This is a genomic window from Mesoterricola sp. JemC181, from assembly GCF_055384585.1.
On the sequence record NZ_AP045076.1, the window covers coordinates 3,868,131 to 3,893,000 of the forward strand.

At 67.9% G+C, this 24,870-nt stretch carries 21 protein-coding genes; 7 read left to right on the forward strand and 14 right to left on the reverse strand.

Annotation, left to right across the window (positions count from 1 at the left end; genetic code table 11):
• Positions 1 to 27 precede the first annotated feature (27 nt).
• A complete protein-coding gene (locus ACZ5MC_RS17095) occupies positions 28 to 390 on the forward strand; it encodes a proteasome assembly chaperone 4 family protein (RefSeq protein ID WP_464516336.1) in 363 nt (120 codons plus the stop codon).
• A gap of 63 nt (positions 391 to 453) precedes the next feature.
• A complete protein-coding gene (locus tag ACZ5MC_RS17100; RefSeq protein WP_306601688.1) occupies positions 454 to 864 on the forward strand; it encodes a bacteriohemerythrin in 411 nt (136 codons plus the stop codon).
• Here ACZ5MC_RS17100 and ACZ5MC_RS17105 read toward each other — a convergent pair.
• Complete coding sequence (locus tag ACZ5MC_RS17105) at positions 861 to 1,361, reverse strand: hypothetical protein (RefSeq protein ID WP_306601689.1); 501 nt, start codon at positions 1,359 to 1,361, stop codon at positions 861 to 863. The genes ACZ5MC_RS17100 and ACZ5MC_RS17105 overlap by 4 nt on opposite strands.
• Positions 1,362 to 1,431: 70 nt before the next feature.
• Between ACZ5MC_RS17105 and tsaA the strand changes: the two genes are divergently transcribed.
• A complete protein-coding gene (tsaA, locus tag ACZ5MC_RS17110) occupies positions 1,432 to 1,938 on the forward strand; it encodes a tRNA (N6-threonylcarbamoyladenosine(37)-N6)-methyltransferase TrmO (RefSeq protein ID WP_306601690.1) in 507 nt (168 codons plus the stop codon).
• Here tsaA and ACZ5MC_RS17115 read toward each other — a convergent pair.
• The 12 genes from ACZ5MC_RS17115 to ACZ5MC_RS17170 all read right to left on the reverse strand — a co-directional run bounded on the left by ACZ5MC_RS17115 (position 1,909) and on the right by ACZ5MC_RS17170 (position 19,718).
• Complete coding sequence (locus ACZ5MC_RS17115) at positions 1,909 to 3,786, reverse strand: AMP-dependent synthetase/ligase (protein ID WP_306601691.1); 1,878 nt, start codon at positions 3,784 to 3,786, stop codon at positions 1,909 to 1,911. The genes tsaA and ACZ5MC_RS17115 overlap by 30 nt on opposite strands.
• A 58-nt stretch (positions 3,787 to 3,844) precedes the next feature.
• Complete coding sequence (locus ACZ5MC_RS17120; protein ID WP_464516337.1) at positions 3,845 to 6,085, reverse strand: alpha-amylase family glycosyl hydrolase; 2,241 nt, start codon at positions 6,083 to 6,085, stop codon at positions 3,845 to 3,847.
• A 17-nt stretch (positions 6,086 to 6,102) separates the two neighbouring features.
• The gene (gene glgP / locus ACZ5MC_RS17125; protein WP_464516338.1) at positions 6,103 to 7,731 is read right to left on the reverse strand and encodes an alpha-glucan family phosphorylase; all 1,629 of its coding nucleotides are present in this window, start codon (positions 7,729 to 7,731) and stop codon (positions 6,103 to 6,105) included.
• Between the two features lie 15 nt (positions 7,732 to 7,746).
• Complete coding sequence (locus ACZ5MC_RS17130) at positions 7,747 to 9,411, reverse strand: alpha-amylase family glycosyl hydrolase (protein WP_464516339.1); 1,665 nt, start codon at positions 9,409 to 9,411, stop codon at positions 7,747 to 7,749.
• Between the two features lie 82 nt (positions 9,412 to 9,493).
• Positions 9,494 to 9,940 (reverse strand): pullulanase-associated domain-containing protein, encoded by a 447-nt coding sequence (locus ACZ5MC_RS17135; protein WP_306601695.1) that lies wholly within the window; start codon positions 9,938 to 9,940, stop codon positions 9,494 to 9,496.
• Between the two features lie 63 nt (positions 9,941 to 10,003).
• A complete protein-coding gene (gene malG, locus ACZ5MC_RS17140; protein ID WP_464516340.1) occupies positions 10,004 to 10,894 on the reverse strand; it encodes a maltose ABC transporter permease MalG in 891 nt (296 codons plus the stop codon).
• A gap of 9 nt (positions 10,895 to 10,903) precedes the next feature.
• Positions 10,904 to 12,439, reverse strand: coding sequence for a maltose ABC transporter permease MalF (malF, locus tag ACZ5MC_RS17145; protein WP_306601697.1), 1,536 nt, complete (start codon positions 12,437 to 12,439; stop codon positions 10,904 to 10,906).
• Positions 12,440 to 12,497: 58 nt separating this feature from the next.
• Complete coding sequence (gene malE, locus ACZ5MC_RS17150; RefSeq protein WP_306601698.1) at positions 12,498 to 13,697, reverse strand: maltose/maltodextrin ABC transporter substrate-binding protein MalE; 1,200 nt, start codon at positions 13,695 to 13,697, stop codon at positions 12,498 to 12,500.
• 38 nt (positions 13,698 to 13,735) lie between these two features.
• The gene (locus ACZ5MC_RS17155) at positions 13,736 to 14,830 is read right to left on the reverse strand and encodes an ABC transporter ATP-binding protein (protein ID WP_306601699.1); all 1,095 of its coding nucleotides are present in this window, start codon (positions 14,828 to 14,830) and stop codon (positions 13,736 to 13,738) included.
• Positions 14,831 to 14,886: 56 nt separating this feature from the next.
• Positions 14,887 to 16,560, reverse strand: coding sequence for an alpha-amylase family glycosyl hydrolase (locus ACZ5MC_RS17160; RefSeq protein ID WP_306601700.1), 1,674 nt, complete (start codon positions 16,558 to 16,560; stop codon positions 14,887 to 14,889).
• A gap of 92 nt (positions 16,561 to 16,652) precedes the next feature.
• Positions 16,653 to 18,008 carry a maltoporin gene (locus ACZ5MC_RS17165; RefSeq protein ID WP_306601701.1) on the reverse strand — a complete coding sequence of 452 codons (1,356 nt, stop codon included), beginning with the start codon at positions 18,006 to 18,008 and terminating at the stop codon, positions 16,653 to 16,655.
• A gap of 45 nt (positions 18,009 to 18,053) precedes the next feature.
• Positions 18,054 to 19,718 (reverse strand): alpha-amylase family glycosyl hydrolase, encoded by a 1,665-nt coding sequence (locus tag ACZ5MC_RS17170; protein WP_464516341.1) that lies wholly within the window; start codon positions 19,716 to 19,718, stop codon positions 18,054 to 18,056.
• Positions 19,719 to 19,973: 255 nt separating this feature from the next.
• On the opposite strand from ACZ5MC_RS17170, the gene ACZ5MC_RS17175 reads away from it, so the two are divergent.
• The 4 genes from ACZ5MC_RS17175 to ACZ5MC_RS17190 all read left to right on the forward strand — a co-directional run bounded on the left by ACZ5MC_RS17175 (position 19,974) and on the right by ACZ5MC_RS17190 (position 23,254).
• On the forward strand, positions 19,974 to 21,017 hold the full coding sequence (locus ACZ5MC_RS17175) for a glucokinase (RefSeq protein WP_306601703.1): 1,044 nt from the start codon (positions 19,974 to 19,976) through the stop codon (positions 21,015 to 21,017).
• Positions 21,014 to 21,982 (forward strand): LacI family DNA-binding transcriptional regulator, encoded by a 969-nt coding sequence (locus tag ACZ5MC_RS17180; RefSeq protein WP_464516342.1) that lies wholly within the window; start codon positions 21,014 to 21,016, stop codon positions 21,980 to 21,982. The genes ACZ5MC_RS17175 and ACZ5MC_RS17180 overlap by 4 nt, the downstream gene beginning before the upstream one ends.
• Before the next feature lie 19 nt (positions 21,983 to 22,001).
• Positions 22,002 to 22,382, forward strand: coding sequence for a PilZ domain-containing protein (locus ACZ5MC_RS17185; RefSeq protein ID WP_464516343.1), 381 nt, complete (start codon positions 22,002 to 22,004; stop codon positions 22,380 to 22,382).
• Positions 22,383 to 22,447: 65 nt separating this feature from the next.
• A complete protein-coding gene (locus ACZ5MC_RS17190) occupies positions 22,448 to 23,254 on the forward strand; it encodes an acyltransferase (protein WP_464516344.1) in 807 nt (268 codons plus the stop codon).
• 7 nt (positions 23,255 to 23,261) lie between these two features.
• Here ACZ5MC_RS17190 and ACZ5MC_RS17195 read toward each other — a convergent pair whose 3' ends face one another.
• Positions 23,262 to 24,851, reverse strand: coding sequence for a methyl-accepting chemotaxis protein (locus ACZ5MC_RS17195; protein WP_306601707.1), 1,590 nt, complete (start codon positions 24,849 to 24,851; stop codon positions 23,262 to 23,264).
• Positions 24,852 to 24,870: the final 19 nt, after the last annotated feature.

The following is a 24,870-nucleotide window of genomic DNA, read 5'->3' on the forward strand; positions in this document are numbered from 1 at the left end:
TAGGACCATGGACCCCTGGAGGAACCCATGGAGCCGGTCACGCTCACCGCTTCCCGGGGCCGGGTGGCCCTGAGGATGACCTGCGTGGCCATGGGCCGCGACCTGGCCGTGAGTCTTGCCGGCGGCGACCGGGAGCACATCGGCGCGGTGGCCCTGGGCCTGCCCAGGCCCAAGGGGGACGGGGCGACCACCTCGGTGCTGGCGGTGCTGGGGCACCGGGAGGACGACCTGGCACGGAGCCTCGCCACCCGCCTGGCGTCCCGCCTCGGCGTGGCGGTGTGCGTGGCCTGCGGCATCCACGTGGACGGCATCAGCCGGGAGGAGCTGGCGGCCGTCCTGGAGCTGTCGGCGGAACTGGCCGACCGCCTGGTCTCCCAGGTGGAAGGGTAGACAACCGCCCCCATTGCCGGGAGGATGGACCCAACCGAAGTACCAGGCAAAGGGGAGCCTTCCATGCGCATCCAGTGGGGCGAGCAGTTCGCCACCGGGCACACCCTGGTGGACCACCAGCATGTGGCCCTGTTCGACGCCATCAACGCGTTCGACCAGGCCCTGGAGGAGGGCCTGGCTCCCCAGCGGATGGACGAGATGCTGGCCTTCCTGGAGCGCTACGCCCGGGAGCACTTCGTCACCGAGGAGTTCCTGATGGTGCGCTCGGAGTTCCCCGACCGGCCCCTGCACCGGACCGAGCACGAGCGGCTCCTCCTGCGGGTCAAGTTCATCCGGGAACTGCGCGACCAGGATCCCTCCCTGGTGCCCCCGGAAGGGCTGGGCAAGTTCCTGGGGGACTGGCTCACGAACCACATCCTCACCTGGGACCTGGCGCTGTTCCGGTACCTGAAGGAACACCCGGTGGACGCCTAGTAGGCGCTCGACGCGAGGCCCTTGCGGATGAGCTCCCGGGCCGCTTCGCGCACCGCGGGGTCCGGTTCCCTGGCTTCGCTGGTGGCGTCGAGGACGCCGGCTGCGGCATCCGCGCACTGGAACGCCGCGAGGCTGCGCAGCGCGGCGATGCGGACCCTGGGGTCGGGTTCCTGGGTGGCGTCGGCAATCCGGCGGAGCCTGAGCGCGAAAGCCCGGTTGCGCATGTCGCACACGTTCCTCACGGCCAGGGCGGCGGCTTCGCGCACCTCGGGGGACTCCTCAAGCCGGAAGCTGGCGCGGTCGAAGATCAGTCCCGACGCCAGGCCGCTGATGGTGCCCATCCCCGCGATCTCCTCGATGGCCCGGATCCGTACCTGGTGGCTGGAGGTGGACTCGGACCCCAGGATGGCGGAGAGCTCCACCAGGCGCTCGTTCACGGTGCGCGCCTGGGCCGCCCCGGCAAGTGCCGCCGCGCAACCCAGGAGGCACCCGATCAACCCTCTCACCGACATCCGGCCCCCGTTCGAGGCCTGACTATAGCACTTCCCGCCTGCTAGGCTTGGCTGGATGACCCAGACCGCCTTCACGTTCCACCCCATCGGCACCGTTCGCTCGCCCTATCGGCAGCGAATCGATGCCCCCCATCAGGCCACGGTCGACGCCCGGGGGCCCGGCGGAGCCACCCTGGAGCTGGACCCGGGCCTGCCGGAGGAGACCCTCCGCGACCTGGAGGGGTTCGCCTACATCTGGGTGGTCTTCGCCCTGCACAAAAGCGAGGGCTGGGCCCCCACCGTGCGGCCCCCCAGAGGCCCCCGGGTGAAGCGCGGCGTCTTCGCCACGCGCTCCCCCCACCGCCCCAACGCCATCGGCCTCTCCGCCGTGGAACTGCTCGGCATCGAGGGCCGCACGCTCCTCCTGGGGGACGTGGACCTCCTGGACGGCACGCCGGTGCTGGACATCAAGCCCTACGTCCCCTACGCCGACGCCTTCCCGGAGGCCCGGGCCGGCTGGATCGACGCGGTGGACGAGGCCACCGGCCTGCGGTCAGTTCCCGGCCTCAGGCGTCCCCGGTAGGCCCGGGAGGGCCGAGTACATCGCCTCGATCTCCGCCCGGAAGGCCTTCTCGATGAACTTGCGCCGGAGCTTCAGGGTGGGGGTGAGCTCCCCCAGGTCCATGGAGAACGGCCGCGAGAGGAGCGTGAACTTCTTCACCTGCTCGTACTTGGCCAGGCCCTTCTGCAGCTCCAGGATGCGGCTCTCGAAGAACGCCATCACCTTGCTGTCGCGCAGCAGGTCCGAGGGGCTCCGGTAGGCCACCCCGGCGGACCGGGCGTACTCCTCCAGGCGGTCGAAGTACGGCACGATGAGCGCCGAGACGAAGTTCCGGGAATCGGCGATGATGGCCACCTGCTCGATGAAGGCGTCCTTGGCCAGGGTGCCCTCCACGCGCTGGGGCGCGATGTACTGGCCGTTGGAGGTCTTCATCAGCTCCTTGATGCGCTCGGTGAAGATCAGGTTGCCGCCGGAATCGATGCCGCCGGCGTCGCCGGTGCGCAGGAAGCCGTCGGCGGTCATCACCCGGGCGGTCTCCTCGGGGCGCCTGTAGTAGCCGCGCATCACCGTGGGCCCCTTCACCTGCAGCTCGTTCTCCTCGCCCAGGCGCACCTCCAGCCCCTCCATGGGCCTGCCGATGGTGCCGATGGGCATGGAGCCGTCCTCCCAGCAGGAGACCGTGGCGCAGGTCTCCGAGAGGCCGTAGCCGTACTTGAGGTTGAGCCCGACGGCCTGGAAGAAGAGGTTCACGTCGTCCGCGAGGCTGGCACCGGCCACCGGCAGGAACCGGCAGCGGCCCCCGAACAGGTTGCGGATCTTGCGGAGCACGAGGGCATCGGCCACCTTGTGGCGGAGCCCCAGCCAGGGCCCGGGCCCCTTCCCTTCGATGCGCAGCCGCACCACTTGCAGGCCGATGCCCAGGGCCCAGCCGAAGAGCGCGGCCATGGGCCACCCGGCCTTGGCCATGCGGGCCTGGATGCCGGCGTAGGCCTTCTCGTAGACCCGGGGCACCGAGCACATCAGGGTCGGGCGCACGACGCCGATGGCCGCCACCACGGTCTGGGGATCCCGCAGGTACACCACCTCGGCGCCCCGGTACAGCAGGTACGCGGTCCAGGCCCTCTCGAAGATGTGGCACAGGGGCAGCATGCAGAGGGAGACGTCCTCCGGGCCCACCTTGAGCCGCAGGTCGTGGAGGTGCATGGCCGCGGCGATGTTGGCCTGGTCGAGCATCACGCCCTTGGGTTCCCCGGTGGTGCCCGAGGTGTACACCAGGGTGTAGAGGTCGTCCAGGCGGTAGCCGGCGGCGCGCGCCTCCAGTTCCGCGGCCGTGGCCGGATCCCCGCCCAGGTCCATGAGCGCCTGGAGGGTCAGCGCCTGGGGGCAGCCCCGCAGGTCGACGGAGGCATCCAGGGCCACCAGATGCGCGATCTCGCCCTGGGCCAGGAGCTCGATCCCCAGGTCCACCTGGGGCTGTTCGCCCGCGAAGAGGATCCGGATGCCCGCGTCCCGGATGATGAAGACCGCCTGCTCGAGGTTGCTGGTGGGATAGAGCGGAACCGGGACACCCCTCGCAGCGAGGATGCCCAGGTCCGACATCGTCCATTCCGGCATGTTCCGGCCGCACAGCCCCACCATCCCGCAGGGTTCGTGGCCGAGCCGGAGCAGGCCCCGGGCGATCCGGTCCATGCGCTCGCCCAGTTCCGCCCAGGTGACCGTGGCGCCTTCGCCGTGGGATCTGAGGGCCACCTTGGCCCCACGGACCGGAGCCTGTTCCCTCAGGAATCGAACCAGATGGAAATCCTGCCGCAATGAAGACTCCAATGAAATGCCCCGGAGACGGTGGGTGCTCCAGGGCAGAAGGGTCATTATATCGGAAAGCGCGCCCTTGATAGCGGAATTGGTGGGCTTGCAGGGCAAATAATGCCTAGAACCTGAATACCGCCGAGGACAGGGGCGCCAACGTCGCGCTCGCGCCGCTGACGGTCACGGTGGTCGACGATGCGATGGCCGTGACTCCCGCCGAGTTCCCGTCCACGATCAGCGTCGCGCCCGCGAGGCTCACGTCCGCGGTGAAGGTCTGGGGCGAGGTGTCGGCGTTGTGGAAGACGTAGTAGGTGCCGGTGAGGTCGGTGGATACGGCCTTGTACCCGAAGGCCAGGACCGTGGAGCCGGCCCCGGCGGGGGCGATGGAGGCGAGGTTGGCCGCCAGGTAGGCGTCGGGGAGGCGGAAGGCGTTGGTGGCCTTGCGCAGGGCGATGAGGCCCTGGGTGTAGGCGTAGAGCTTGTAGCCGTCCTGGGCGGTGGCGTAGTTGGCGAAGGCTCCGGTGATGGGGTCGCCCGCGTAGACGTTGGACCAGGCCACCATGTTGACGGCGTCGGAGGCGTTGTAGGAGTTGTCCACGAAGGTCCGGATGGTGCTGGACTTGGTGTTCTGGGCGCCCTTGCCGGCCGTGGTCTCCTTGGTGCGGAACATCTCGTCCCCGGCATGGAGGAAGGCGATGCCCTGGGAAGTGAGCAGGGTCGCGTAGCCCACCTTGGCCCGCTGCAGGATGGTGGCGTCCTGGCTCCTGGCCGCGTTGGTGGCGCAGGCCAGCACGTCGTAGTAGCAGAGGTTGTCGTGACAGGTGAGGTAGTTCACCACGTTGTTGGTGGAAGGCGCCGTGAAATTGGTCGGCTTGCCGGAGACGTTGGCGAACAGGCCCGCCAGGGCCTGGCCCGCGCCCGTGAGGAAGGCGGTGGCGCCGTCGTTGGGGTAGCCGTTCTTGAAGATCTGGCGGTAGCTGTCGGAGAACATGCCGATGTTCATTCCCGCGAAGGCCGAGGCGTTGCCCTGGTCCGCCCCGGCGATGGCGTCGCCGTTGTAGTCGGCGGCGGCCCCGGAGTAGAAGCCGGTCCAGCCCTCGCCCACGAAGAGGGTCTTCGGGTTGGCGGCGGCCGCCTCGGCGTAGGCGGCCTTGATGGTCCCGGTGTCCATCACCCCCATGAGGTCGAACCGGAAGCCGTCCACATGGTAGGTGTTCACCCAGTGCTTCACGGAATCCACGATGAGCTTGCGCACCATCTTGTGCTCGGACATGACGTCCTGGCTGCCCGCGCCGTTCCTGCTGGTGGTGCGGTAGTAGTAGTTGGTGCCCGAGAGGTCGCCCAGGACGGAGGTGTTGGCGGTGTGGTTGTAGACCACGTCCAGGATCACGCCCATGCCCGCCTTGTGGATCTCGTTGACCAGGGTCTTGAGCTCGCTGATGCGGGCCGCGGGCGTGGAGGGGCTGGCGGAGTACATGCCCGAGGGCGTGAAGTAGTTCTGGGGGTCGTAGCCCCAGTTGTAGTTGGCGCCGCTGGTCACGGACGGGTCGAGCTCCCGGGTGCCGACGGCGGTCTGGTCGTAGTTGTAGTTCTGGAGGGGGCAGAGCAGCTGCACGTGGGTGACGCCCAGCTTCTGGATGTGGGGGAGCATGTCCACCAGGCCCTTGAAGGTGCCCCAGGCGTGGCCCGATGCGAACCCGGTGACCGCGGGGTCCACGGTGAGGTCCCGCACCCCGGCCTCGTAGATGATGGCGTCCCGGGCGGAGGCGTAGCCGTACGGGGCCGTGGAGCCGTTCGGGGCCTTCATGGCGGAGCCGTCGAAATAGCTGGAGGTGCCGGCATAGGGCACCCAACCGCCGTCGGGGAGGGGCCCGGCCGGGTCGAGGATCGCGCCCTTGCCCTTGGTGTCGCCGGGAATGGAGGCCTTGCCCGTGTGCACCCACTGGGCCATGGACTTGGCGTAGGCGTCCAGGACGTAGGTGCCGCCGACGTTGTAGACGTAGTATTTCTGTGCCGGGATGGGAATGGAGCCGCTGGTCCAGATCGCGTTGGCGCCCTTGGACAGGCTCACCGTGGCCGCCGGGGAGCCCAGGCTGTCGTTCCAGTTGGCGTAGAGGTTCACGGCCACCGTCGAGGCCGTGGGGTTCCAGTAGTTGAACGTGACGTTGGCGCCGCTGACCACCGCGCCCAGGTCGTTGCTGGGGATCTTGTGGTAGGCGGCGTCCGGGGCCGGGGACTGGGCCAGGTCGGCGTCGATGGAGGTGGTGGGCGTCGTCAGGGACGCGCCGCCCCCGCCCCCGCCGCAGCCGGTCCATAAAAGGGCCGAGGCGGCCGCCAAAACGAAGAACGGGTTCCTGGCCACGGCGGCCTCCTATGCGATCACGAGCGCTTGTACATCCGGGCGTAGTACTCGTCCAGCATCCGCTTGACCCCGAAGGTCTCCCGGGTGTCCTGGATGGAACGGACCATCATGTCCACCCACTGGTCCCGGTGGTCGTAGTACGTGGGCAGGACCTCTTCGGCCAGGACCTTGCGGAAGGCCTTGAAGTCGTGCCTGTCCAGCACCGCGTCCCTGGCGCTCTCGAAGCCGTCGCCGAACTGCCATCCGTTCTTCCCGTGGTCGCAGGCCTCGGGCCACCAGCCGTCGAGGATGGAGAGGTTGAGCACGCCGTTCTGGGCGGCCTTCATGCCCGAGGTGCCCGAGGCCTCCTTGGGCCGGCGCGGGTTGTTGAGCCACACGTCCGAGCCGCGGGTGAGCAGGGCGCCGATCTCCATGTCGTAGTTCTCCAGGAAGACCACGCGGCCGGGATACAGCCGGGTCATCTCCAGGATGTCCTCCACGATGACCTTCCCGTTGTCGTCCAGCGGATGGGCCTTGCCCGAGAAGACGATCTGAACCTTGCCGCTCCTGAGCAGGGGCTCGATGAAGCTGCGGTCCGTGAAGATGAAGTTGGAGCGCTTGTAGGGCGCGGCGCGCCGGGAAAAGCCGATGAGGAGGGCCTCGGGATCCAGCTTCACGCCGTTGCGGGCCTCCACGAAGGCGATGAGCTTATGCTTGTTCTCCATGTGGCGGTTCCAGAGGGCGTCCTTCCTCCCCTTGGCGGCCAGCTCCAGCATCTTCGGATCCACCCAGGTGCCCTGGTGGATGGCGTTGGTGATGCCGATGATCTCGCAGCGGCCCTTGATGCCCTTCCACATGTCGTTGGCGGTGACCCGGTGCAGCTCGGCCACGGCGTTGGCGATGCGGCTCATATGCAGGGCCCCCACGGTCATGTTGAAGGGCGAGCCCCCCAGCTGCTTGAGCTGGGCCCGGGTCAGGCCCAGGTTGGCGCCCAGGTACATGAACCGGTCGATGGGGTGGGACTCGTTGCCCTGCACGATGGGGGTGTGGGTGGTGAAGACCACCTCCTCCCGGGTGCGGGCCAGGGCGTCCTGGAAGGTGGCGCCCCGAGCCATGCGCCGCCGGATGAGCTCGAACCCGGCGAAGAGCGCGTGGCCCTCGTTGAAGTGGTAGACGTCGGGCTTGATCTTCAGGGCCTGCAGGGCCCGGACGCCGCCGATGCCCAGCACCATCTCCTGGGCCACCCGCTCCTCGCCGAACCAGCCGTAGAGCTGGCCCGTGATCCAGCGGGCCTCGCCGTCGTTGGCCTCCAGGTCGGTGTCCAGCAGGTAGAGGGTGTCCACGCCGTAGGACGTGACCTTCCAGACCTTGATGTGCACGGGGCGGCCCTTGATGTCGACCTTGACGGTGACCTTGGTGTCCTCCAGGAAGCCGTGGTCCCCGGTGCGGAAGGCGTCGAAGACCTTGCCGGTGACCGGGTCCACGTGCTGTTCGCCGTAGCCCTGCTTCCAGCGGATGCCGAGGCCCACCATGGGGAAGCCGTGGTCCTTGACGCCCTTGAAGTAGTCGCCGGCGAGGATGCCCAGGCCTCCGGAATAGATCTTGAAGGTGCTCTCCAGGGCGTATTCCATGCAGAAATAGGCGACCTGAGGTAGTTTCGAAGCCATCGTGGAGTTCCTTGACTAGTTGGCCCGCTCGAGCAGGACATAGGTTTCGGCCTGGACCTTCACGGCCCCTCCCGCCACCGTGGCGGTGCGGCCCGTGTAGGCGTCCCGGAGGCTCTCGCCGTCCTTGAAGGCGCCGGCCACGGGGATGGTCGCCTCGCCCTTGGCGCCCATGGCCACCACCACGCAGTCCCCGGAGGGCGCGTCGATGCGGCTGAAGACGTAGGGGGAGGAACCGAGCTGCTTGTGGACGCCCTTGGCCAGGGCCAGGTGGCGGCTGCGGAACGTGCCGAGCTTGCGCCAGTGGGCCAGCACCTTCGCGTCCGGGGCCGTCCAGTTCATGTCGGACCGCGTCCCCTGCTGGAAGTCGGTGCGGGGTTCGTACCCGGCGGGCCGCGCGGTCTCGTCGCCGTAGAAGATCTGCACCCCGCCGGGGGCCAGCATCAGGGCGGCGCCGCCGACCACGAGCTTCTCCCGGTCGAACAGCTTCGTGTCGTGGGACGAAAGGTAGTTCAGCATGTGGACGGGCATGCCGGCCTGGAGCTTCGCGTATCCGGCGAAGAGCTTCTCGGGCTTGGCGAACTCCCCTTCGTCGTTCTGGAAGTCGAAGTTGAGCATCGCGTCGAAGCCGAAGGAATGCATCTTGTGCCTGGCGGGCCCGACGCCCCAGAACTCGCCCACCATCCAGAAGGGGGCGTCGTCGATCTTGTTGGCGGGATGCGCGGCCTTCCACTCCGCCAGGGCCTTGACGCCCTCGGCCTTGAGCTGCGCCCAGGCCTCGGGCTCCACGTGCTTGACGGTGTCGCAGCGGAAGCCGTCCACGCCGTAGGTGCGCACCCAGTCGGTGAGCCAGTTGATCAGGTAGCCCCGCACGGTCGTGTTGGGCAGGTCCACGGCCCGGGTGTCGGGCTTGTTCTTGAGGAACTTCGGAAGCTTCACGAAGTCCTTGCTCTCGGTGCGGAAGTCGGGGAGGAAGGCCAGCTGCATGGTGAGGTCGTCGCGCCCTCCGTCGAGGTACCCGGGAAGGCCCGCCCGCACCCAGTCCCTGCCCCACCAGTCCAGGAACTTGAAGCTGTTGTAGTCGATGTAGTTGTGGTAGTTCTTCAGCGTGGCCTTCTCCGAGCCCTCGAAGAGCACGTCCACCTTCAGTTCCCGGGCGGTCTGCAGGTCCAGGTAGCCGGGGTGGTTCATGACGATGTCGAACAGGACGCGGATGCCCTGGGCGTGGGCCGTGTCGATCAGCTCCTTCAGATCCGCGGGGGTGCCCAGGTTCCTGTCCACCACCGTGTAGTCAAGGGCGTAGTAGCCGTGGTAGGCGTAGTGCTTGAACTCCGCCTTGCCCCCCTGCACCCAGCCGTGGATCTGCTCGTAGGGCGCCGTTAACCAGATGGCGTTCACGCCCAGCTGCTTGAACCAGCCTTCCTTGAGCTTCAGGGTGACGCCCTTGAGGTCGCCCCCGTGGAAGGTGGCCACGTCGTCCTTGGGCAGGACCTCCCGCCTGCGGCCGTAGCTGCCGTCGTTGGAGGGGTCCGCGTTGACGAACCGGTCGGTCATGAGGAAGTACACGATCGGATTGTCCGCGAAGGACCCGGGCACGGAGGCCGGGGCCCCCTGGGCCAGGAGCGCGGCGCCGGAGAGCGCCAGGGAAAGCCGGAACGCGTGGGAGAGGGTTCGCAGGGTCATGGGAGGCTCGCTGGTCGTGAAAAGGGGCCGGGCCGGTGATGGCCTTCCGGTCACCACCGGCCCCAGTTGCTTGGAATTCCGGCTACTTGTACTCGGGGTGGCCGGCCTTGACCTCGTCCAGGGAGAAGTAGGTCTTGCTGTCCCCTTCCCAGACCCAGGCTTCCTTGTTGGTCATGCCGTCGAAGCTCATGTCCTTGCCGCCCTGCTCCTTGATGTCGCCCTTGTGGATGATGTAGTTGACGACCATCTTGGTGCGGGTCTTGAACTCGGCGGCTTCCCGGGTCCAGTAGACGCCGAAGGCGTCCTTGCCGGTGGGGGGCATGGGGGTGGGCCACTCCACGCCTTCCAGGGGCATGTTGGGGCTCTTCCAGAGGTGGATGCCCCACTTCTCGTAGTTGCCGTCCACGCGGTGGTAGTGGATGGTGATGTTGGGGCCGGCGGCGGGAGCCTGGGCCTGGGCGGGGGAGAGGGTGGCGAAGGCCAGCGCGACGGCGGCGAACACCTTAACGAGGGTGGAACGGAGGCTCATGTCGGGCTCCTGGGTTGAGGTTCGAGGGCACGGCCCTCGGAAGGGGTGAAGGGGAGGGCCGGCTCAGCCCTTGGTGCCGCCGGAGGTGAGCCCGGCGATCAGGCCTTTCTGGGCCAGCATGAAGACGACGGTGATGGGCAGGCCGGAGAGGATGGCCGCCGCTGCGAAATCCCCCCACATGTACTTCTGGGGGTAGAGGAAGGAGTTGGCGCCCACGGCCAGGGTGAGGTTCTTCTGGGAGTGGAGCAGGATGGAGGCCACCGGGTACTCGATGATCGCCCCGATGAAGGCCAGCAGGAACACCACCATGAGGATGGGCAGGGCCATGGGCAGCAGCACGCGCCAGAAGGCCTGCCAGGGCGTGGCTCCGTCCACGGTGGCGGCCTCCTCGATCTCGGCGGGGATGGTCTCGTAGAACCCCTTGATGGTCCAGACGTGCAGGGCGATGCCGCCGGAGTAGGCCAGCACCAGGGACCAGAGGCTGTCCATGCCGAACAGCGGGAAGGCGTTGCCGATGCGGGTGAAGATGGAGTGGATGGCCACCAGGGCCAGGACCGAGGGGAACATCTGCATGAGCATGAGGCCCGTCAGCGCGGCCTTCTTCCCGGCGAACCGCATGCGGGCGAAGGCGTAGGCCGCGGTGGTGCTCAGCAGGAGCCCGATGCAGGCCGAGACCATGGCCACCCGGATGGAGTTCCAGAGCCAGCGCAGCACGGGCAGGTCGGGAGAGACGAGGGCGCCGTCGGGGCCCACCGAGGGCAGGCCCAGGGCGAAGCGCCAGTGCTCGAAGCTGATCTCCCTGGGAATGAGCCGGCCGGTGGCGAAATTGCCGGGCCGCAGCGAGATGGAGATGGTCAGCAGGAACGGGAAGATGACGAGGGCGCAGAGGCACACGAGGAACAGGTGGGCCGCGTACACCCTCCAGCGCTGCGATTTGTTGGTTACGATGGCCATGGTTCCCCCTCAGCGCTTCTCGTCGTCGGCGATCCTGGTGTAGCGGATCTGGACGAGGGTGATGGCGGCGACCAGCAGGAAGATCACCGTGGAGATGGCGGCCCCGAGGCCGAACTGCTGCCCGGAGTCCACGAAGGCGTTCCGGTACACGTACGAGATGAGGATGTCGGTGGTGCCCGCCTGGATCGTGGTGTCCAGGAAGTCCGGCCGGCCTCCGGTCAACAGCGAGATGAGCACGAAGTTGTTGAAATTGAAGGCGAACGACGAGATCAGCAGGGGCAGCATGGGCCGCTTGATGAGCGGCAGGGTGATCTTGAAGAAGTTGGTGAGGGGCCCGGCCCCCGCCACCGCCGAGGCCTCGTAGAGGTCCATGGGGATGGCCTTGATGAGGCCCATGCAGACCACCATCATGTAAGGGAAGCCCAGCCAGGTGTTGACGATGAGCAGCATCACCTTCGCCAGGAAGGGATCCGAGAACCAGCCCGGACGGATGCCGAACATGGCGTCGAGTATCAGGTTGATCTCGCCCATGTTGTTGTTGAACAGGCCCTTGAACACCAGGATGGAGATGAACCCGGGCACGGCGTAGGGCAGGAAGAGCAGCAGCCGGTAGACGCTGCGGAAGCGCAGGGCCTCCCAGTTCAGGATCACCGCGAGCACCATGCCCAGGGAGAAGGAGAAGAGCACCGAGAGCCCGGCGAAGATCACGGTCCAGATGAAGATCCGGATGAAGGGCTCGCGGTACTTGGGCTCCAGGAAGATGCGCTTGTAGTTGTCCCAGCCGATCTTCACCTGGAACCCGGGGAGCACCTGCTCCCCGGCCGGCGTCTCGTAGAAGCCGGTGCGGACGTTGGGCCTGATGACGGTGCCGTCCTGGTTGTTCAGGAGGCTGCCGTCCCCCTTGGGCGTGTAGAGGCGCTTCATCGCCGCGAATTCGCTGAGCCCGGTCATGCCGAGCCTGGCGCCGTTGGGCATCGTCACGGTGAGCTTCTTGAGGTTGTCCTCGTTGGCGATGATGTCGCCCAGCTCCACCGGGTCGCCCGGGGTGAAGCCGGCCTCCGCCTCGGGTCCGGCCTTGACTTCCACCGGCGCGTCGCCGGGCATGGCGAAGGCGGGCGTGAAGTAGACGGCCCCGCCCTCGGAGTCCTCGAGGCGGGCGCGGAACTTCGCGCCGTCGGGAAACAGGGAGAAGCCGAAGGTGTTGCTCTCGCCCGCGTAGGTCTGGTCCAGCAGGTACTGGGTGGCCCGGGGGAACTCGAGGAGGTTCTTGGAGCTGTAGTTGGAGAAGCCGATGAAGATGGTGTAGATGACCGGGAAGACCACGAAGATGATGGCCGCCGCGATGCCGGGGAACAGGTACCGGTATGCATAGGTCTTCTTCGAGAGGTAGATCCAGGCGGCGAGGGCGATGATGACCAGGAAGGTGCCGGCCAGGAGCGCCTCGCCCGTCGCGTAGATGACGGTGACGAGGAACAGCGCGGCGACGACGAGCAGGGCCAGGAAGGCTCGGCCCAGGTTGCGTCGGATGGCGGGTGGGAGGGTCATTTCGTCGTGTCCGCGGAAACGGGCGGGAGGCCTTGCGGCCCCCCGCCCTGGGATGAGCCTACTTGGCGAGGATCCGCTTGGCGGCGGCGTCCATGGCTTCCTTGGGGCTCCGGCGGCCGTCGGTCATGCTGCCCAGGGCGCTGAGCATGGCGGCCCAGAAGCGGCCCATCTCGGGGTTGTTGGGCATGATGACGCCGTCCTTGGCGCTGGCCATGGTGGCCTGGACGCGGGGATCACCCTTGATCTGGTTGAAGAACTCCAGGTTGGCGGGGGCGCCCAGGGCCACGTCGGCGTTGATCTTCTTGAGGCCGGCGGGGACGAGCATCCAGTTCTCGATGAACTCCTTGGCGATGGCGGGGTTCTTGCTGGCCTTGGGGATCATGGCGCCGGTGATGCCGACCATGGGCCGGGAGGGCTTGCCGTCCACGGCGGGGAGCTTGGCGACGCCGTAGTTGATCTTGGCCTTGGCCACGTTGTCCCAGGCCCAGGCGCCGCTGATCATCATGCCGATCTTGCCTTCGGCCATGGCGGTCTCCATCTCGGCGTAGCCCGCCTCGGGAGGCATGACGTCCTCCTTGATCAGCCTGTCCAGGATGGCGGCGCCCTTGACGGCCCCGGCGTTGTTCACGCCCGTGTCGCGCGCGTCATAGGTGCCGTCGGGACGGCGCTTGAAGGCGTAGCCGCCCCAGGCCTGCAGCATGGGGAAGGTGAAGTAGGTGTTGTTGTAGTCCCAGAGGATGGCGTGCTTGCCCTGGGGCTTGAGCTTCTTCTCGATGGCGAACACCTCGTCCCAGGTCTTGGGGGGCTCGGGCACCAGGGCCTTGTTGTAGATGAGGCCCACGGCCTCGATGGAGAGGGGGTAGCCCCAGGTCTTGCCCTGGATGGTGAAGGCTTCCCACGCCATGGGCACCACGCCGTCCTTGAACTTCTTGTTGGGGCGCACTTCGGTGAGGAGGCCGCCCGCCATCCACTCGCCGACGCGGTCGTGGGCCCAGATCCAGATGTCGGGACCCTTGCCTTCGCTGGAGGCCTGCTGGAACTTGCCCGGGGCGTCCTCGGGGTGCTCGACGACGACCTTGATGCCGGTCTTCTTGGTGAAGTCGTCGCCCACCTTCTGCAGGCCCTTGTACCCCTTGTCGCCGTTGATCCAGATGGTCAGGGGGCCCTTGGGGGCCGCGGCGGTCAGCGCGCTGATGCCGCCGGCCACGACCAGCGCGGCCGCGGTGGCCAGCCTGGCGATTTTCGAGTGCGTGCTCACGGGATTCTCCTTGGTGATGGGATGTGGATGGAGGGGGCTCAGTCCTTCGGAAGGACCTTGCCGGATGCGTCGAACAGGTAGCAGTGCTCCGCGGGGAACGTCAGGAACGCGCTGTCGCCCGTGGTGAGGGGATTGTCGGGATCGGACTTCACGGTGAGGGTCTCGGGGCAGCTCGGGGCGACCACGTAGAGGTAGGTGATGTCCCCCAGGTGTTCGGCCAGCTGGATGTGGGCCGGCGCGGCGCCCTCCACGCCCTGCTTGGAGGCCAGGAGGTGCTCCGGGCGGATCCCCAGGGTCAGCGGCGAGCCCGGCGCCAGGCCATGGGACTTCGCCTGCACGCGGATGGAGGTGCCGTCCGTGAGGCTCACCAGGGTGGAGCCCTCCTGGGCCGACACCAGGGTGCAGGGGAGGAAGTTCATCTTGGGCGAGCCGATGAAACCGGCCACGAAGAGGTTGGCGGGCTTGTGGTAGAGCTCCAGGGGCGTGCCCACCTGCTCGATGAGGCCCTTGTTCATCACCACGATGCGGTTGGCCAGCGTCATGGCCTCCACCTGGTCGTGGGTGACGTAGACCATGGTGGTCTTCAGCTCGTGGTGGAGCCTGCTGAGCTCCACCCGCATCTGCACCCGCAGCGCGGCGTCCAGGTTGGAAAGCGGCTCGTCGAAGAGGAAGACGTCCGGCTTGCGGACGATGGCCCTGCCGATGGCCACGCGCTGGCGCTGGCCGCCGGAGAGGGCCTTGGGCTTGCGGTCCAGGAGGGGCTCGATCTGGAGGATGGCCGCGGCCCGGGCCACGGCCGCCGAGATCTCCTGCTTGGACGCCCCGGCCAGCTTGAGGCCGAAGGCCATGTTCTCGGCCACGGTCATGTGGGGGTAGAGGGCGTAGCTCTGGAAGACCATGGCGATGCCGCGCTTGGAGGGCGGCACGTCGTTGACCAGCTTGCCCCCGATGTGAAGCTCCCCGGACGTGATCTCCTCGAGGCCCGCGATGCAGCGCAGGAGGGTGGACTTGCCGCAGCCCGAGGGGCCGACGAAGACGATGAACTCCCCGTCGTGGATGTCCAGGTCCAGGCCTTGGAGGATCATCACGTCGCCATAGGCCTTTTTCAGTGCTTTGATTTGGAGATCGCCCATGAGGTTGCTTCCAGGTGAGTGGAGAGGTGGGAATGCGGTAAAGAGTCTAGAACCGGTTACTGGATATCGCCATGAAGGTTGCCCTTGAAGGTGTCCCCGCCCATGTGGAGGACGCGCACCCCGTAGGGCGGCAGCGCGCTCACGGTGTACTGGGTGCCAGTCAATGAATTATTAGACTTCGTATCGCCCAGGATGGCCGCCACCGTCGCGCCCGCGGCCACGCCGCTGGTCGTGAGGTTCGTGAGCACCGCCGTCTGGACCGTGGGCGTGAGGTTGGCCACCACCACCACGCGCTCGGCGCCGGCGGACCGGATGTAGGCGAGGACCTTCGAGGGGCCCAGGTCGGTGGCGAGGGTCGCGTAGCTGCCCCGCAGGGCGGGATAGGCGGCGCGGGCCTTGTTCAGGTATTTGACCCAGCTCAGGATGGAATCCGGCTGTGCGGTCTGGGCGGTCACCGCCGCCCAGTCCATGGCCCCGCGCAGGTTCAGGTCCGTGCCCGACGCGCCCGTCATGCCCACCTCGTTGCCGTAGTAGATGATGGGGGTGCCGGGGGAGAGGAGGTTCAGCGCCTCGGCCAGGACGATCCTGGGGCGGCTGGCGGCGTACTGGGTGCCGGGCCGGGAGATCACGTTGTCGTGGTTCGAATCGAAGGTGGCGGAACGGAAGCCCGCGGGGTAGGTGTCCCGCTCGTACTCCCAAAGGGAGGTCAGCCTCGTGGCGTCCGGGCCGTTGATGGCGTTGAAGACCGCCCAGGGCGCGCTGAAGTCCAGGCACAGGTGGAACTCGTTCGCCCCGTTGCCGTAGTAGGGCGCGACGCCCGCGGCGTCGTTGGTCCAGGCCTCGGCGATCATCATCTTGCCGCTGTACCTGGCGGCGTCCCCGCCGGGACGGGGGTGGGCGTTGCCGGGCGCCAGGTAGCCGTCGATCACCGACCGGAACTCCTGGAGCCGAGCGTGGGTGTCGGGCGTGTCGGCGGCCCTGCCGGGCCCCGACTCGCAGAGGTAGCGCACGGCATCCACCCGCATGCCGTCGAACCCGCGGTCCAGCCAGTAGCTCTCCACGGCCTGCATGGTGGAGCGCACCTCGGGATTGTAGTAGTTCAGGTCCGCGTCGCCGGAGAAGGCGCTGTAGTAGAAGGCGCCCTCGTATTCCTTCCAGACGTCCGAGGACGTGCCCCCGCCCCAGGGGAAGCCCCAGCCCGAAGGCAGGGTGGACTGCCAGACGTAGTAGTTCCGTTTGAGCGGGTCGTCCATCCAGGGATGCGACGCCGAGGTGTGGTTCGGGACGAAGTCGAAGATGATGCGCATGCCGCGGGCGTGCGTGGCGTCGATGAGGTTCTTCAGGTCGGACTTCAGGCCGAACCGGTTGTTGACGGCGTAGTAGTCGGTGGTGTCGTACCCATGCATGTTCGCGCCCTTGTAGGCGCACTCGAAGATGGGGGACAGCCAGATGGTGTTGACGCCAAGGGACTGGAGGTAGTCCAGCTTGCCCTGGAGGCCGGGCAGGTCGCCGATGCCGTCGTTGTAGATGCCGTCGGCGAAACTCTTGACCCAGACCTGGTAGATGATCGCGTCGTCGTACCAGCGCGGGGCGTTCTCCAGCTGCTGGCCGGGGGCGATGGTCGAGGTGTCCGCCGGGTACGCGGGGGCCGAGGTTCCCCCCCCACCCCCCGCGCATCCCAGCGGGCCCACGAGACCGAGTGTCGTTGCGAGGAGCCAGGTCAGGCGCATGGAGCCTCCCTTCGGCCCCCGGCGCGGATTCCCGCGCCGGGGACGGCTTGCGAAGATGCCGAAGGGGAGGCGTTCCATCCGTCAGTCCCCTTTTACCACCAGGCTTCGATCTGGGCGCCGAAGGTCACGCCCTGGGTGTCGGCGCCGAAGTGGCCTTCACCGACCTTGTTCCAGCTGTTCGCGTTCTGGTTCCACTGGCCGCGGGTCACGAAGATGCGGATGGAGGGACGGCTCCAGAAGGAGGCCTGGGGGCTCCACTGCAGGGCGAGGGTCTCCTTGAAGAGGTGCCGGTCCTCCTTCTCGTTGTCGAACTTCAGCTTGTCGTAGCCCAGTTCGGCGGCGATGGAGAAGTGCTTGGTGAAGAAGTACATCGGGCGCACGCCCACGGACTGCCACGTGTTGGTGTTGCCGGCCATGGAGTTCTTGCCGTTCTGCTTGCGGTAGATCGCGGTGGCGGCCACTTCGACGTTCTGCACGGGCTTGAAGTAGAGGGCGTCCATCACCATCCACCAGGTGTTCTCCGTCTTCACCTCGGGGTTGTACCAGTTCCAGAAGGTGTTGCCGTTGCCGTAGGTGGCGTAGACGCGGTTGTCGCCGCCGAGGACGTTGGACTGGTTGTAGATCAGGCTGTACTGGGTGCCCTTGTTGTTCATGCCGGCGGCGTCGGCCTTGGCGTCGCCGTGGGCGTCGTTGTACTGGTAGCCCAGGGTCAGGCTGCCTCCCTGCCAGAGCTTGATGTCGCTCATGCGCAGGTCGTGGGAGCCGATCACGAAGTGGCCGCTGCCGCCGACCCACTGGCTGTAGGGGGCGAGCTGGCCGCGGATGGCGCCGTTGTTCCAGTCGCTGGTGATGTTGCCGGAATCATGCTGGATGAAGGCGTAGTGGAACTTGGCGAAGCCCAGGTTCATGCCTTCCATGCCGACGCCGTCGCCGCTGTCGTTCCAGTACCACTGGTCGCGGAGGTGGAGATCCTGCCGCATGTAGAAGCGGCGGCCGGCCCACAGGGTGGCGTCCTTGAAGAACTGGCTCTTGCCGAAGATGCCGGAGGCCTCGCCCCAGGCCTCACGGACCCAAACCTGCTGGGTCTGGTTGCCGGCCTTGCTGTTGTCCACATCGCCGCCGGCGTCGGCCGAGGCGTCGCGCACCTGGTAGTAGCCGCGGAAGGAGGGGCGGAAGTGCAGCTTGAAGGATTCCTCGCCCTTGTCGTAGGCGCGCACGTCGAAGGCCAGCTCGAGGTAGTTGTCGGTCTCGTTGCCGAGCCGGTAGCCGGGGCCGCCGGTGGGGGAGCCCCCGGTGTTGGCGAGGAAGAAGGAGACCTGCTCACCGCCGTTGGAGGAACGGCCGACGCCGGAGCGCATGTAGCCGTGAAGGTCGAAGGTGTCCTGGGCGGCCAGGGTCCCGCAGGCGAGAGCCAGCGGCAGCGCAGCCAGGTAGAGTTTGTTCTTCATGGGATTGGCTCCTTGAAGATGCCGCATATGCGGCAGTGGTTGGGGTTACTGCTGGGTTGCGGGGCGTGATTGCCCGAAGAATCCGCCCCAGGGAGGCAGGCCCAGTCGCCGCCCGTGGAGCTGGGCGGGTTCCAGGCCATGGCCGTGGAGGGGATCGATGTGCGGAGGAAGGGTGAACTCGGCCGGGACGGGCCCGAGGTTGAAGACGGCGAGGATCGACTGCCCCGGGCTCTCCCGCCGCAGGACCAGAAGGGGTTCGGGGGCCCGGGAAAAGGTGATGGAGCCTTCGCGCAGGGCGGGCTGGCGGCGGCGCCAGGCCAGGAACGTGCGGTAGAAGTCGAGCACGGAGCCCGGTGCCTCGGCCTGCAGGGACACGGCCCTGGCCAGATGCTCGGCGGGCATGGGCAGCCACGAGTCCACGCCGGAGAAGCCCCCGAAGGGCGCCTCGGGCGTCCAGGGGATGGGGGTGCGGCAGCCGTCGCGGCCCTTGAAGTCGGGCCAGAAGGCGATGCCGTAGGGGTCGGTGAGGCGGTTCTTGGGCACCACGGCCTCGGTGAGGCCCAGTTCCTCGCCCTGGTAGACGCAGAAGGTGCCGCGCAGGGAGCCCAGCATGGCCAGGAGCACCTTGGGGAAGGCCGGATCCTGGGTGCCGTTGCCCCACCGGGTCACAACCCGTACGCAGTCGTGGTTGGAGAGGGACCAGCAGGCCCAGCCTCCGCCCTGCTTCACCCGCTTCTCGAAGGCCTCGACGGCCCCGCGGATGCGCGCCACGCTGAACTCGTCGGTGAGCAGGTGCATGCCGTAGGCCATGTGGAGCTTGTCGCCCCCGCCGGTGTACTCGGCCATGGTCACCAGGGAGTCCTCGTCGCCCACCTCGCCCACGCTCACGGCGCCGTACGCGTCCAGCAGCTCCCGGAGGCGGCGCAGGAAGGGCAGGTTCTCGGGCCGGGTCTTGTCGTAGCGGTGCACCTGCATGCCGTAGGGGTTCCCGGGGCGCACCGAGGAGACCTCCAGGGCCTTGCCGCGGGCCGGCGGATTGTTGCGGAGCTGCGGATCGTGGAAGTGGAAGTTGCAGGCGTCGAAGCGGAACCCGTCGACCCCGCGCTCCAGCCAGAACCGGCATTCCTCCAGCATCTGGTCCTGCACGGCCTGGCAGTGGAAGTTGAGGTCCGGCTGGGACTCCAGGAAGTTGTGGAGGAAGTACTGGCGCCGGCGCGGCTCCCAGCCCCAGGCGGCCCCGCCGAAGACGGACTGCCAGTTGGAGGGCGGGGACCCGTCCGGCCTGGGGTCCGCCCACACGTACCAGTCGCTGCGGGCGTTGGTGCGGTTGGAGCGGCTCTCCTTGAACCAGGGGTGCTGGTCGGAGGAATGGGAGAGCACCTGGTCGATGAGCACCTTCAGGCCCAGGGCGTGGGCCTTGGCCACCAGTTCGTCGAAGTCGGCCAGATTCCCGAAGATGGGGTCGACGTTGCGGTAGTCGGACACGTCGTAGCCGAAGTCCCGCATGGGCGACGTGAAGAAGGGGGAGATCCAGATGGCCTCGATGCCCAGGTCGGCGATGTAGGGCAGGTGCGCGGTGATTCCCGGCAGGTCCCCGACGCCGTCGCCGTTGGTGTCCTGGAAGCTCCGGGGGTAGATCTGGTAGATCGAGGCTCCCCGCCACCATTCGGCCCGGCGGGTGCCCTGGTCTTCCGTGAACTGCGAGGTCATGATTCGTGTCCTTTTGGGCGCGCCCGGGTGTGCTTGACTGATTTGCTCAGCTACTCTAGTCGGAAGGAATGGCTGCAACCGGTTACAAAGTTCGGACGAAAAAGAAGGCCCGTTGGCCGTCTGCTTATGCGGGTGAGAATTCACCCTAGCGCTCAGGGGATGAAACCGGTTACAAAGAAGTCACGCAATGTTTGGCCAATCAAGGTAGGGTTGTCAACAAGAAAAATTTAGTGCCTTGTTTTTCAGGAGGCTGCAATGCCCACCGCAAGCCCGGAACGGATCGTCCTCGCCGCGGACGTGGGGGGAACCAACCTGACCCTGGCCCTCCTGGCCGGGAGCCCGGGCCGGGTCCGGATGCTGCGCAAGGCGGCCTTCAGCACCGCCGCCGCGACCTCCCTGCTGGGGCCGCTCCGGAGCTTCCTGGACGGCTGCGCCGGGCTGGGGCCGCCGGTGGCCTTCTGCGTCTCCGCCGCCGGCCAGGTGCAGGACGGCAGGATCCAGCTCACCAACGCCGCCTGGGATATCGATGGCCCCGCCCTGGAAGCAGAGCTTGGCATCCCGGTGATGCTCGTGAACGACTTCACGGCCGTGGCCCAGGGCGTCCTGCTCCTGGACCCCGCGGACCGGGAACAGCTGCTCCCCCTGCCCCACGGGAGCTCTCCTGAACCGGCTCCCGACCCCCAGGGCACCGTCCTGGTGGTCGGCGCGGGCACGGGCCTGGGCGTGGGTTTCATCACCCGCGGCACGGACGGGCCCCGTGTCCACCCCAGCGAGGGCGGCCACATCGGCCTGCCGATGACCGGCCCGGAGACGCTGGAGCTCTGGGAGCACCTCAGCCGGAAGTACCCGGGACCCCCGGGCGCCGAGACGGCCGTGTCGGGCCCCGGCATCGCGGCCCTCCACCGGTTCCTGGCCGAATCGGGGCGCTTTCCCGCGACCCCGGCCTCCGCGGCCATCCTCGCCCTGCCCGAGGCCCTGCGCCCCGGGGCCATCGCGGCGGAGCCGGGGGACCCGGCCTGCCGCAGGGCCATGGAACTCTTCGTGGAGCTCTACGCCCGGGTCTGCGCCGAGCTCTGCGTGGCCTTCCTCCCCACGGGCGGGATCTTCCTGGCCGGGGGCATCGCCTCCAAGAACGCCGGGCTCCTCCTGGACGGCCGGCGTTTCATGTCGGCGTTCGACCGCAACTACCGGGAGCACCTCGACGGGATCACCCGGGCCACGCCCGTCCACATCGTCCGGGATTACGACGTGAGCCTCTATGGTGCCGCGGACACCGCCCTCCGCATGGGAAGACCATGAAGATCACCATCGGTGAAATCGCGCGCCAGGCCGCCGTATCCAAGGGCACCGTGAGCCGGGTCATCAACGGCAAGTCCACCGTGGCCGAGACCACCCGCAAGAACGTCCTGGCGGTGATGAAGCGCCTGGGCTACGAGCCCGACCCCATCGCCCGCGAACTCTCCATGCGCACCAAGCACACCCTGGGCATCTGGGTGGGGGCGGGCGAGAACCGGCTCTCCCCCTACTTCAACCTCATCTGGCGGGCGCTCCTGCGGGAGATGCAGGTGCGGGCCACCCAGGTGGTGGAGCTGCCCGAGGACATCAGCGGCGTGCGCACCCGCTTCGACGTGGTGCTGGTCTTCAACAGCGACGGGGTCGACGGGCGCCTGGAGCAGCTCCGGGAGCGGGGCGTGCCGGCGGTGCTCATCGGGCACCATCCCGGCATCTCCTGCGTGGCCCCCGACGACATGGGCGGCGGCCGCCTTGCGGCCCACAGCCTGCTTTCCCTGGGCCACCGGAACCTGCTCCACCTGACCGTCGAGTGCGAAGTCCAGTGGGCCCAGGACCGCGCCAACGGGTTCACGTCCGTGCTGGCCGGGTCCAGCCTCCCGGGAATCCGGGCGGCGACGGTGAAGGGCGAGGCCTCGGTCCTGGGCGGCTACCGCCTCATGCGGGACGCCTGGCGCCAGGGGCACCGCCCGACCGGGGTGTTCTGCGCCACGGACGAGATCGCCGTGGGAGCCCTGGGGGCCCTGGCGGACCAGGGGGTCCAGGTGCCAGGCCAGGTGTCGGTGCTGGGCTTCGACGGGCTCGTGGAGCTGCACCCCGGCCTGGCTTCCGTGGCCCAGGACATCCCGGCCATCGCCCACCAGGCGGTGTCCCTGGCCCTGGCCGCCATTGGCAAGGATACGGTCCACCAAACGATCGTTCCGGTGGCCCTCATCGAAGGTTCCACCCTGGGGCCCGCTCCGAAGGTATCCTAGAGCCTGCGAGGACGCCGCCATGACTCCCGACTCCGAGAAGCGAGAATTCACCAGGGTGCCCATCACCTTCGAGGTGCGCATCGCCGTCGACGGGAGGCCCGTCGAAGGTGCCCGCGTCAAGGACCTCAGCATGAAGGGCATGCTCGTGCTCACCGCGGAGCGCCACCCCGTGGGCACGCCCTGCCAGGCGGTGATCTCGCTGGTCGAGGGCGAAGTGGAGATCCGCACCTCCGGCGTCGTCGCCGCGGAGAACCCGCTGGGCTTCGGCATGGAGTTCTCCACCATCGACGGATTGGAGAGCTACATCCACCTGAGGAACCTCGTCCTCTTCAACTCCCCGGACGTGGAGAAGGTCGAGGAGGAGTTCCAGGCCCACGCCGGGATCCGCCGGAAGGAATAGGGCCCCTTGTGGAGGGGGCGGGGCGGCCGCATAATGGCACGCCTCTCCCCACCTCAGGAATCCCCATGCGCGACCCCATCGGCCACGCGAAGTCAGCCCCTTCGCGCAACGTCTTCGAGACCCTCCTCCGCCGCTATGCCCGCACCAGCTACGCCGTGGTGGTGCTCCTGCTCTACCTCCTCGCGGCCACGGCCCTGGGCGCCGCCCTGGCCCCGGCCCTGGCCCTGACCCACCTCCTGGTCGGGTGGGCGTCCCGCCTGCCCTCCATCCCCGCCTGGCTCCTGCGGGGCTTCGCCGTGGCCCTGGCCTGGTTCGTCTTCGGCATGGCCCTCCTGGTGGTGGTGGCGGCCTACAACAAGGTCCTGCCCACCCGGGTGAAGCCCTACAAGGGCGGCTACTACACCCTGGACGCCGTCCCCTGGTTCCTGCACAACGGCCTCTTCTACCTGGTGCGCTTCACCTTCATGCCCTTCGTGACCCTCACCCCCTACGGCGTCTGGTTCCTGAAGGCCATGGGCATGACGATCGGCCGCCACGCCTTCATCAATACCGAGTACATCAGCGACCCCTCCCTCATCACCGTGGGCGACGACGCCGTGATCGGAGGCAGCGTGCGGATCTTCGCCCACTACGGCGGGGGCGGCAACCTGGTGGTGGCCCCGGTCGTCGTGGGCCACCGCGCCACCCTGGGACTGGCCTGCTGCGTCATGGGGGACGTGATCATCGGCGACGACGCCGTCATCCTCCCCGAGAGCGTGGTCCTGCCCGGAAGCCGGGTCGGGGCGGGCGAGACCTGGGGCGGCGTGCCGGCGCGGCCCATCGCCAAGGGCGAGATGGACGCCTTCAAGAAGGTGATCCGGGGCGAAATCTAGGCTGCCCCTATACCTTGAACCCGTCCACCACGTGGCGGAGCCCCTCGGCCACGCCGGCGAGGTCGTCGGAGGTCTTGGTGATCTCCGAAACCGTCGCGGACAGCTCCTGGGTGGCCGACGCGTTCTGGGCGAGGCCCTGGGCGGTGTGGGCCATGCGCTGGGCGACGTCGCGGCTGGTCTCCTCCTGGGCCCGGCTGAGGCTGCCGATCTCCTGGATGCTGGCGGCGATGCCGGTGATGCGCTCGCCGATGGCCCGCAGGTTGTCCACGCTGACCTTGACGCCCTCCACCCCGCCTGCGACGGCGTCCTGGGTGCGCTGGTTGAGCTCGGCGATCTCCAGCGCCGCGGAGCGGGACCGCTCGGCGAGCTTGCGCACCTCCTCGGCCACCACGGCGAAGCCCTTGCCCGCGCTGCCGGCCTTGGCCGCCTCGATGGCGGCGTTCAGGGACAGCAGGTTGGTCTGGCGCGCGATGTCCTGGATCACCTGAACGGCCTTGACGACCTGGCTCGTGGCCTCCCGGATCTCCTCCATGCCGTGGGCGGCGCCCTGCCCCGCCTCGGCGCCCCGGGCGGTGTCCTCCACGGCCCTGTCGGACTGGGCCGAGGTCTGGCCCGTGCGCTCCCGCATGGTCTCGACGTTGGCGCTCAGGCTCTTCATGGCCTGGGAGACCTGGTCCCCGGCGCCCTTGAGCTCCTCGCTGACCCGGGCGATGTCGTGGACCGCCCGGGCCATTTCCTGGGAGGTGGCGGCCAGCTCCGCGCTGCCCGAGGCCACGCGCTCGGCGTAGCTGGCGATGTCCCGCACCGTCGTGCGCATCTTTCCGTTGTAGCCGTTGAAGGCGTCCGCGGCCTCGCCGATCTCGTCCTTGGTGGCCACGTCGATGCGCTTGGAGAGGTCGCTGTCGCGCAGGCCCTGGACCAGCTGGAGGAGGGGCCTGACCATGGCCCGGGAGCGGTTGCGGGAGATGTAGGCCGCCAGTGCGGCCACCACCAGGGCGCCGCCCAGGAGCGCGAAGGAGATGCGCCACATCTCGGCGTTGACGTCGTCCACGTAGATCCCGGCGCCCACCACCCAGTCCCAGTCCGGCACGCGCTTGGCGAAGGCCGATTTCGGGAAGAGGCCCTCCTTGCCGGGCTTGCCGTAGGGGTAGTCGTAGAAGCCCCCTTCGGGCACGCTCGATGCCTCCCGCAGGGCCTTGACTATCCCCAAGGTGGCCGCGGGAAGCTCGTTCGAGGGCTTGTTCTCAAGCTGCTTGGCCAGGGGCAGGACCAGGATCGTGTGGTTGGGCCCATGAATGAATACGTAATTCTTGTCGGCGAACCGGATGGCGTTCACCAGTTCCTTGGCCCGCTTCTGGGCCTCCTCCTGGCTCATTCGCCCGGCCTTTGCCTCGGCCGCCAGGCCCGCCACCTGGGCCTGGGCGCTTTCGACCACGTTCCGGAGCCCCTCCTTCTTGGCGCCCAGCAGGAGGGAGTGGACCGTCGGCAGCATGTAGGCCGCGATGAGGACGAGGAAGCCGGCCACGGGGATCATGGCGGTGCCGAACACCTTGCCTGCCAAGGACTGGAAATAGGACCGCATCGACGTGCCTGCCATTGGGACCTCCCAGGTATGG

Coding starts and splice junctions, on each gene's coding strand:
- ACZ5MC_RS17095 (WP_464516336.1), top strand. CDS start 28: ATGGAGCCGGTCACGCTCACCGCTTCCCGGGGCCGGGTGGCCCTGAGG.
- ACZ5MC_RS17100 (WP_306601688.1), top strand. CDS start 454: ATGCGCATCCAGTGGGGCGAGCAGTTCGCCACCGGGCACACCCTGGTG.
- tsaA (WP_306601690.1), top strand. CDS start 1,432: ATGACCCAGACCGCCTTCACGTTCCACCCCATCGGCACCGTTCGCTCG.
- ACZ5MC_RS17115 (WP_306601691.1), bottom strand. CDS start 3,786: ATGACCCTTCTGCCCTGGAGCACCCACCGTCTCCGGGGCATTTCATTG.
- glgP (WP_464516338.1), bottom strand. CDS start 7,731: ATGGCTTCGAAACTACCTCAGGTCGCCTATTTCTGCATGGAATACGCC.
- ACZ5MC_RS17130 (WP_464516339.1), bottom strand. CDS start 9,411: ATGACCCTGCGAACCCTCTCCCACGCGTTCCGGCTTTCCCTGGCGCTC.
- ACZ5MC_RS17135 (WP_306601695.1), bottom strand. CDS start 9,940: ATGAGCCTCCGTTCCACCCTCGTTAAGGTGTTCGCCGCCGTCGCGCTG.
- malG (WP_464516340.1), bottom strand. CDS start 10,894: ATGGCCATCGTAACCAACAAATCGCAGCGCTGGAGGGTGTACGCGGCC.
- malF (WP_306601697.1), bottom strand. CDS start 12,439: ATGACCCTCCCACCCGCCATCCGACGCAACCTGGGCCGAGCCTTCCTG.
- ACZ5MC_RS17155 (WP_306601699.1), bottom strand. CDS start 14,830: ATGGGCGATCTCCAAATCAAAGCACTGAAAAAGGCCTATGGCGACGTG.
- ACZ5MC_RS17160 (WP_306601700.1), bottom strand. CDS start 16,560: ATGCGCCTGACCTGGCTCCTCGCAACGACACTCGGTCTCGTGGGCCCG.
- ACZ5MC_RS17165 (WP_306601701.1), bottom strand. CDS start 18,008: ATGAAGAACAAACTCTACCTGGCTGCGCTGCCGCTGGCTCTCGCCTGC.
- ACZ5MC_RS17170 (WP_464516341.1), bottom strand. CDS start 19,718: ATGACCTCGCAGTTCACGGAAGACCAGGGCACCCGCCGGGCCGAATGG.
- ACZ5MC_RS17175 (WP_306601703.1), top strand. CDS start 19,974: ATGCCCACCGCAAGCCCGGAACGGATCGTCCTCGCCGCGGACGTGGGG.
- ACZ5MC_RS17180 (WP_464516342.1), top strand. CDS start 21,014: ATGAAGATCACCATCGGTGAAATCGCGCGCCAGGCCGCCGTATCCAAG.
- ACZ5MC_RS17185 (WP_464516343.1), top strand. CDS start 22,002: ATGACTCCCGACTCCGAGAAGCGAGAATTCACCAGGGTGCCCATCACC.
- ACZ5MC_RS17190 (WP_464516344.1), top strand. CDS start 22,448: ATGCGCGACCCCATCGGCCACGCGAAGTCAGCCCCTTCGCGCAACGTC.
- ACZ5MC_RS17195 (WP_306601707.1), bottom strand. CDS start 24,851: ATGGCAGGCACGTCGATGCGGTCCTATTTCCAGTCCTTGGCAGGCAAG.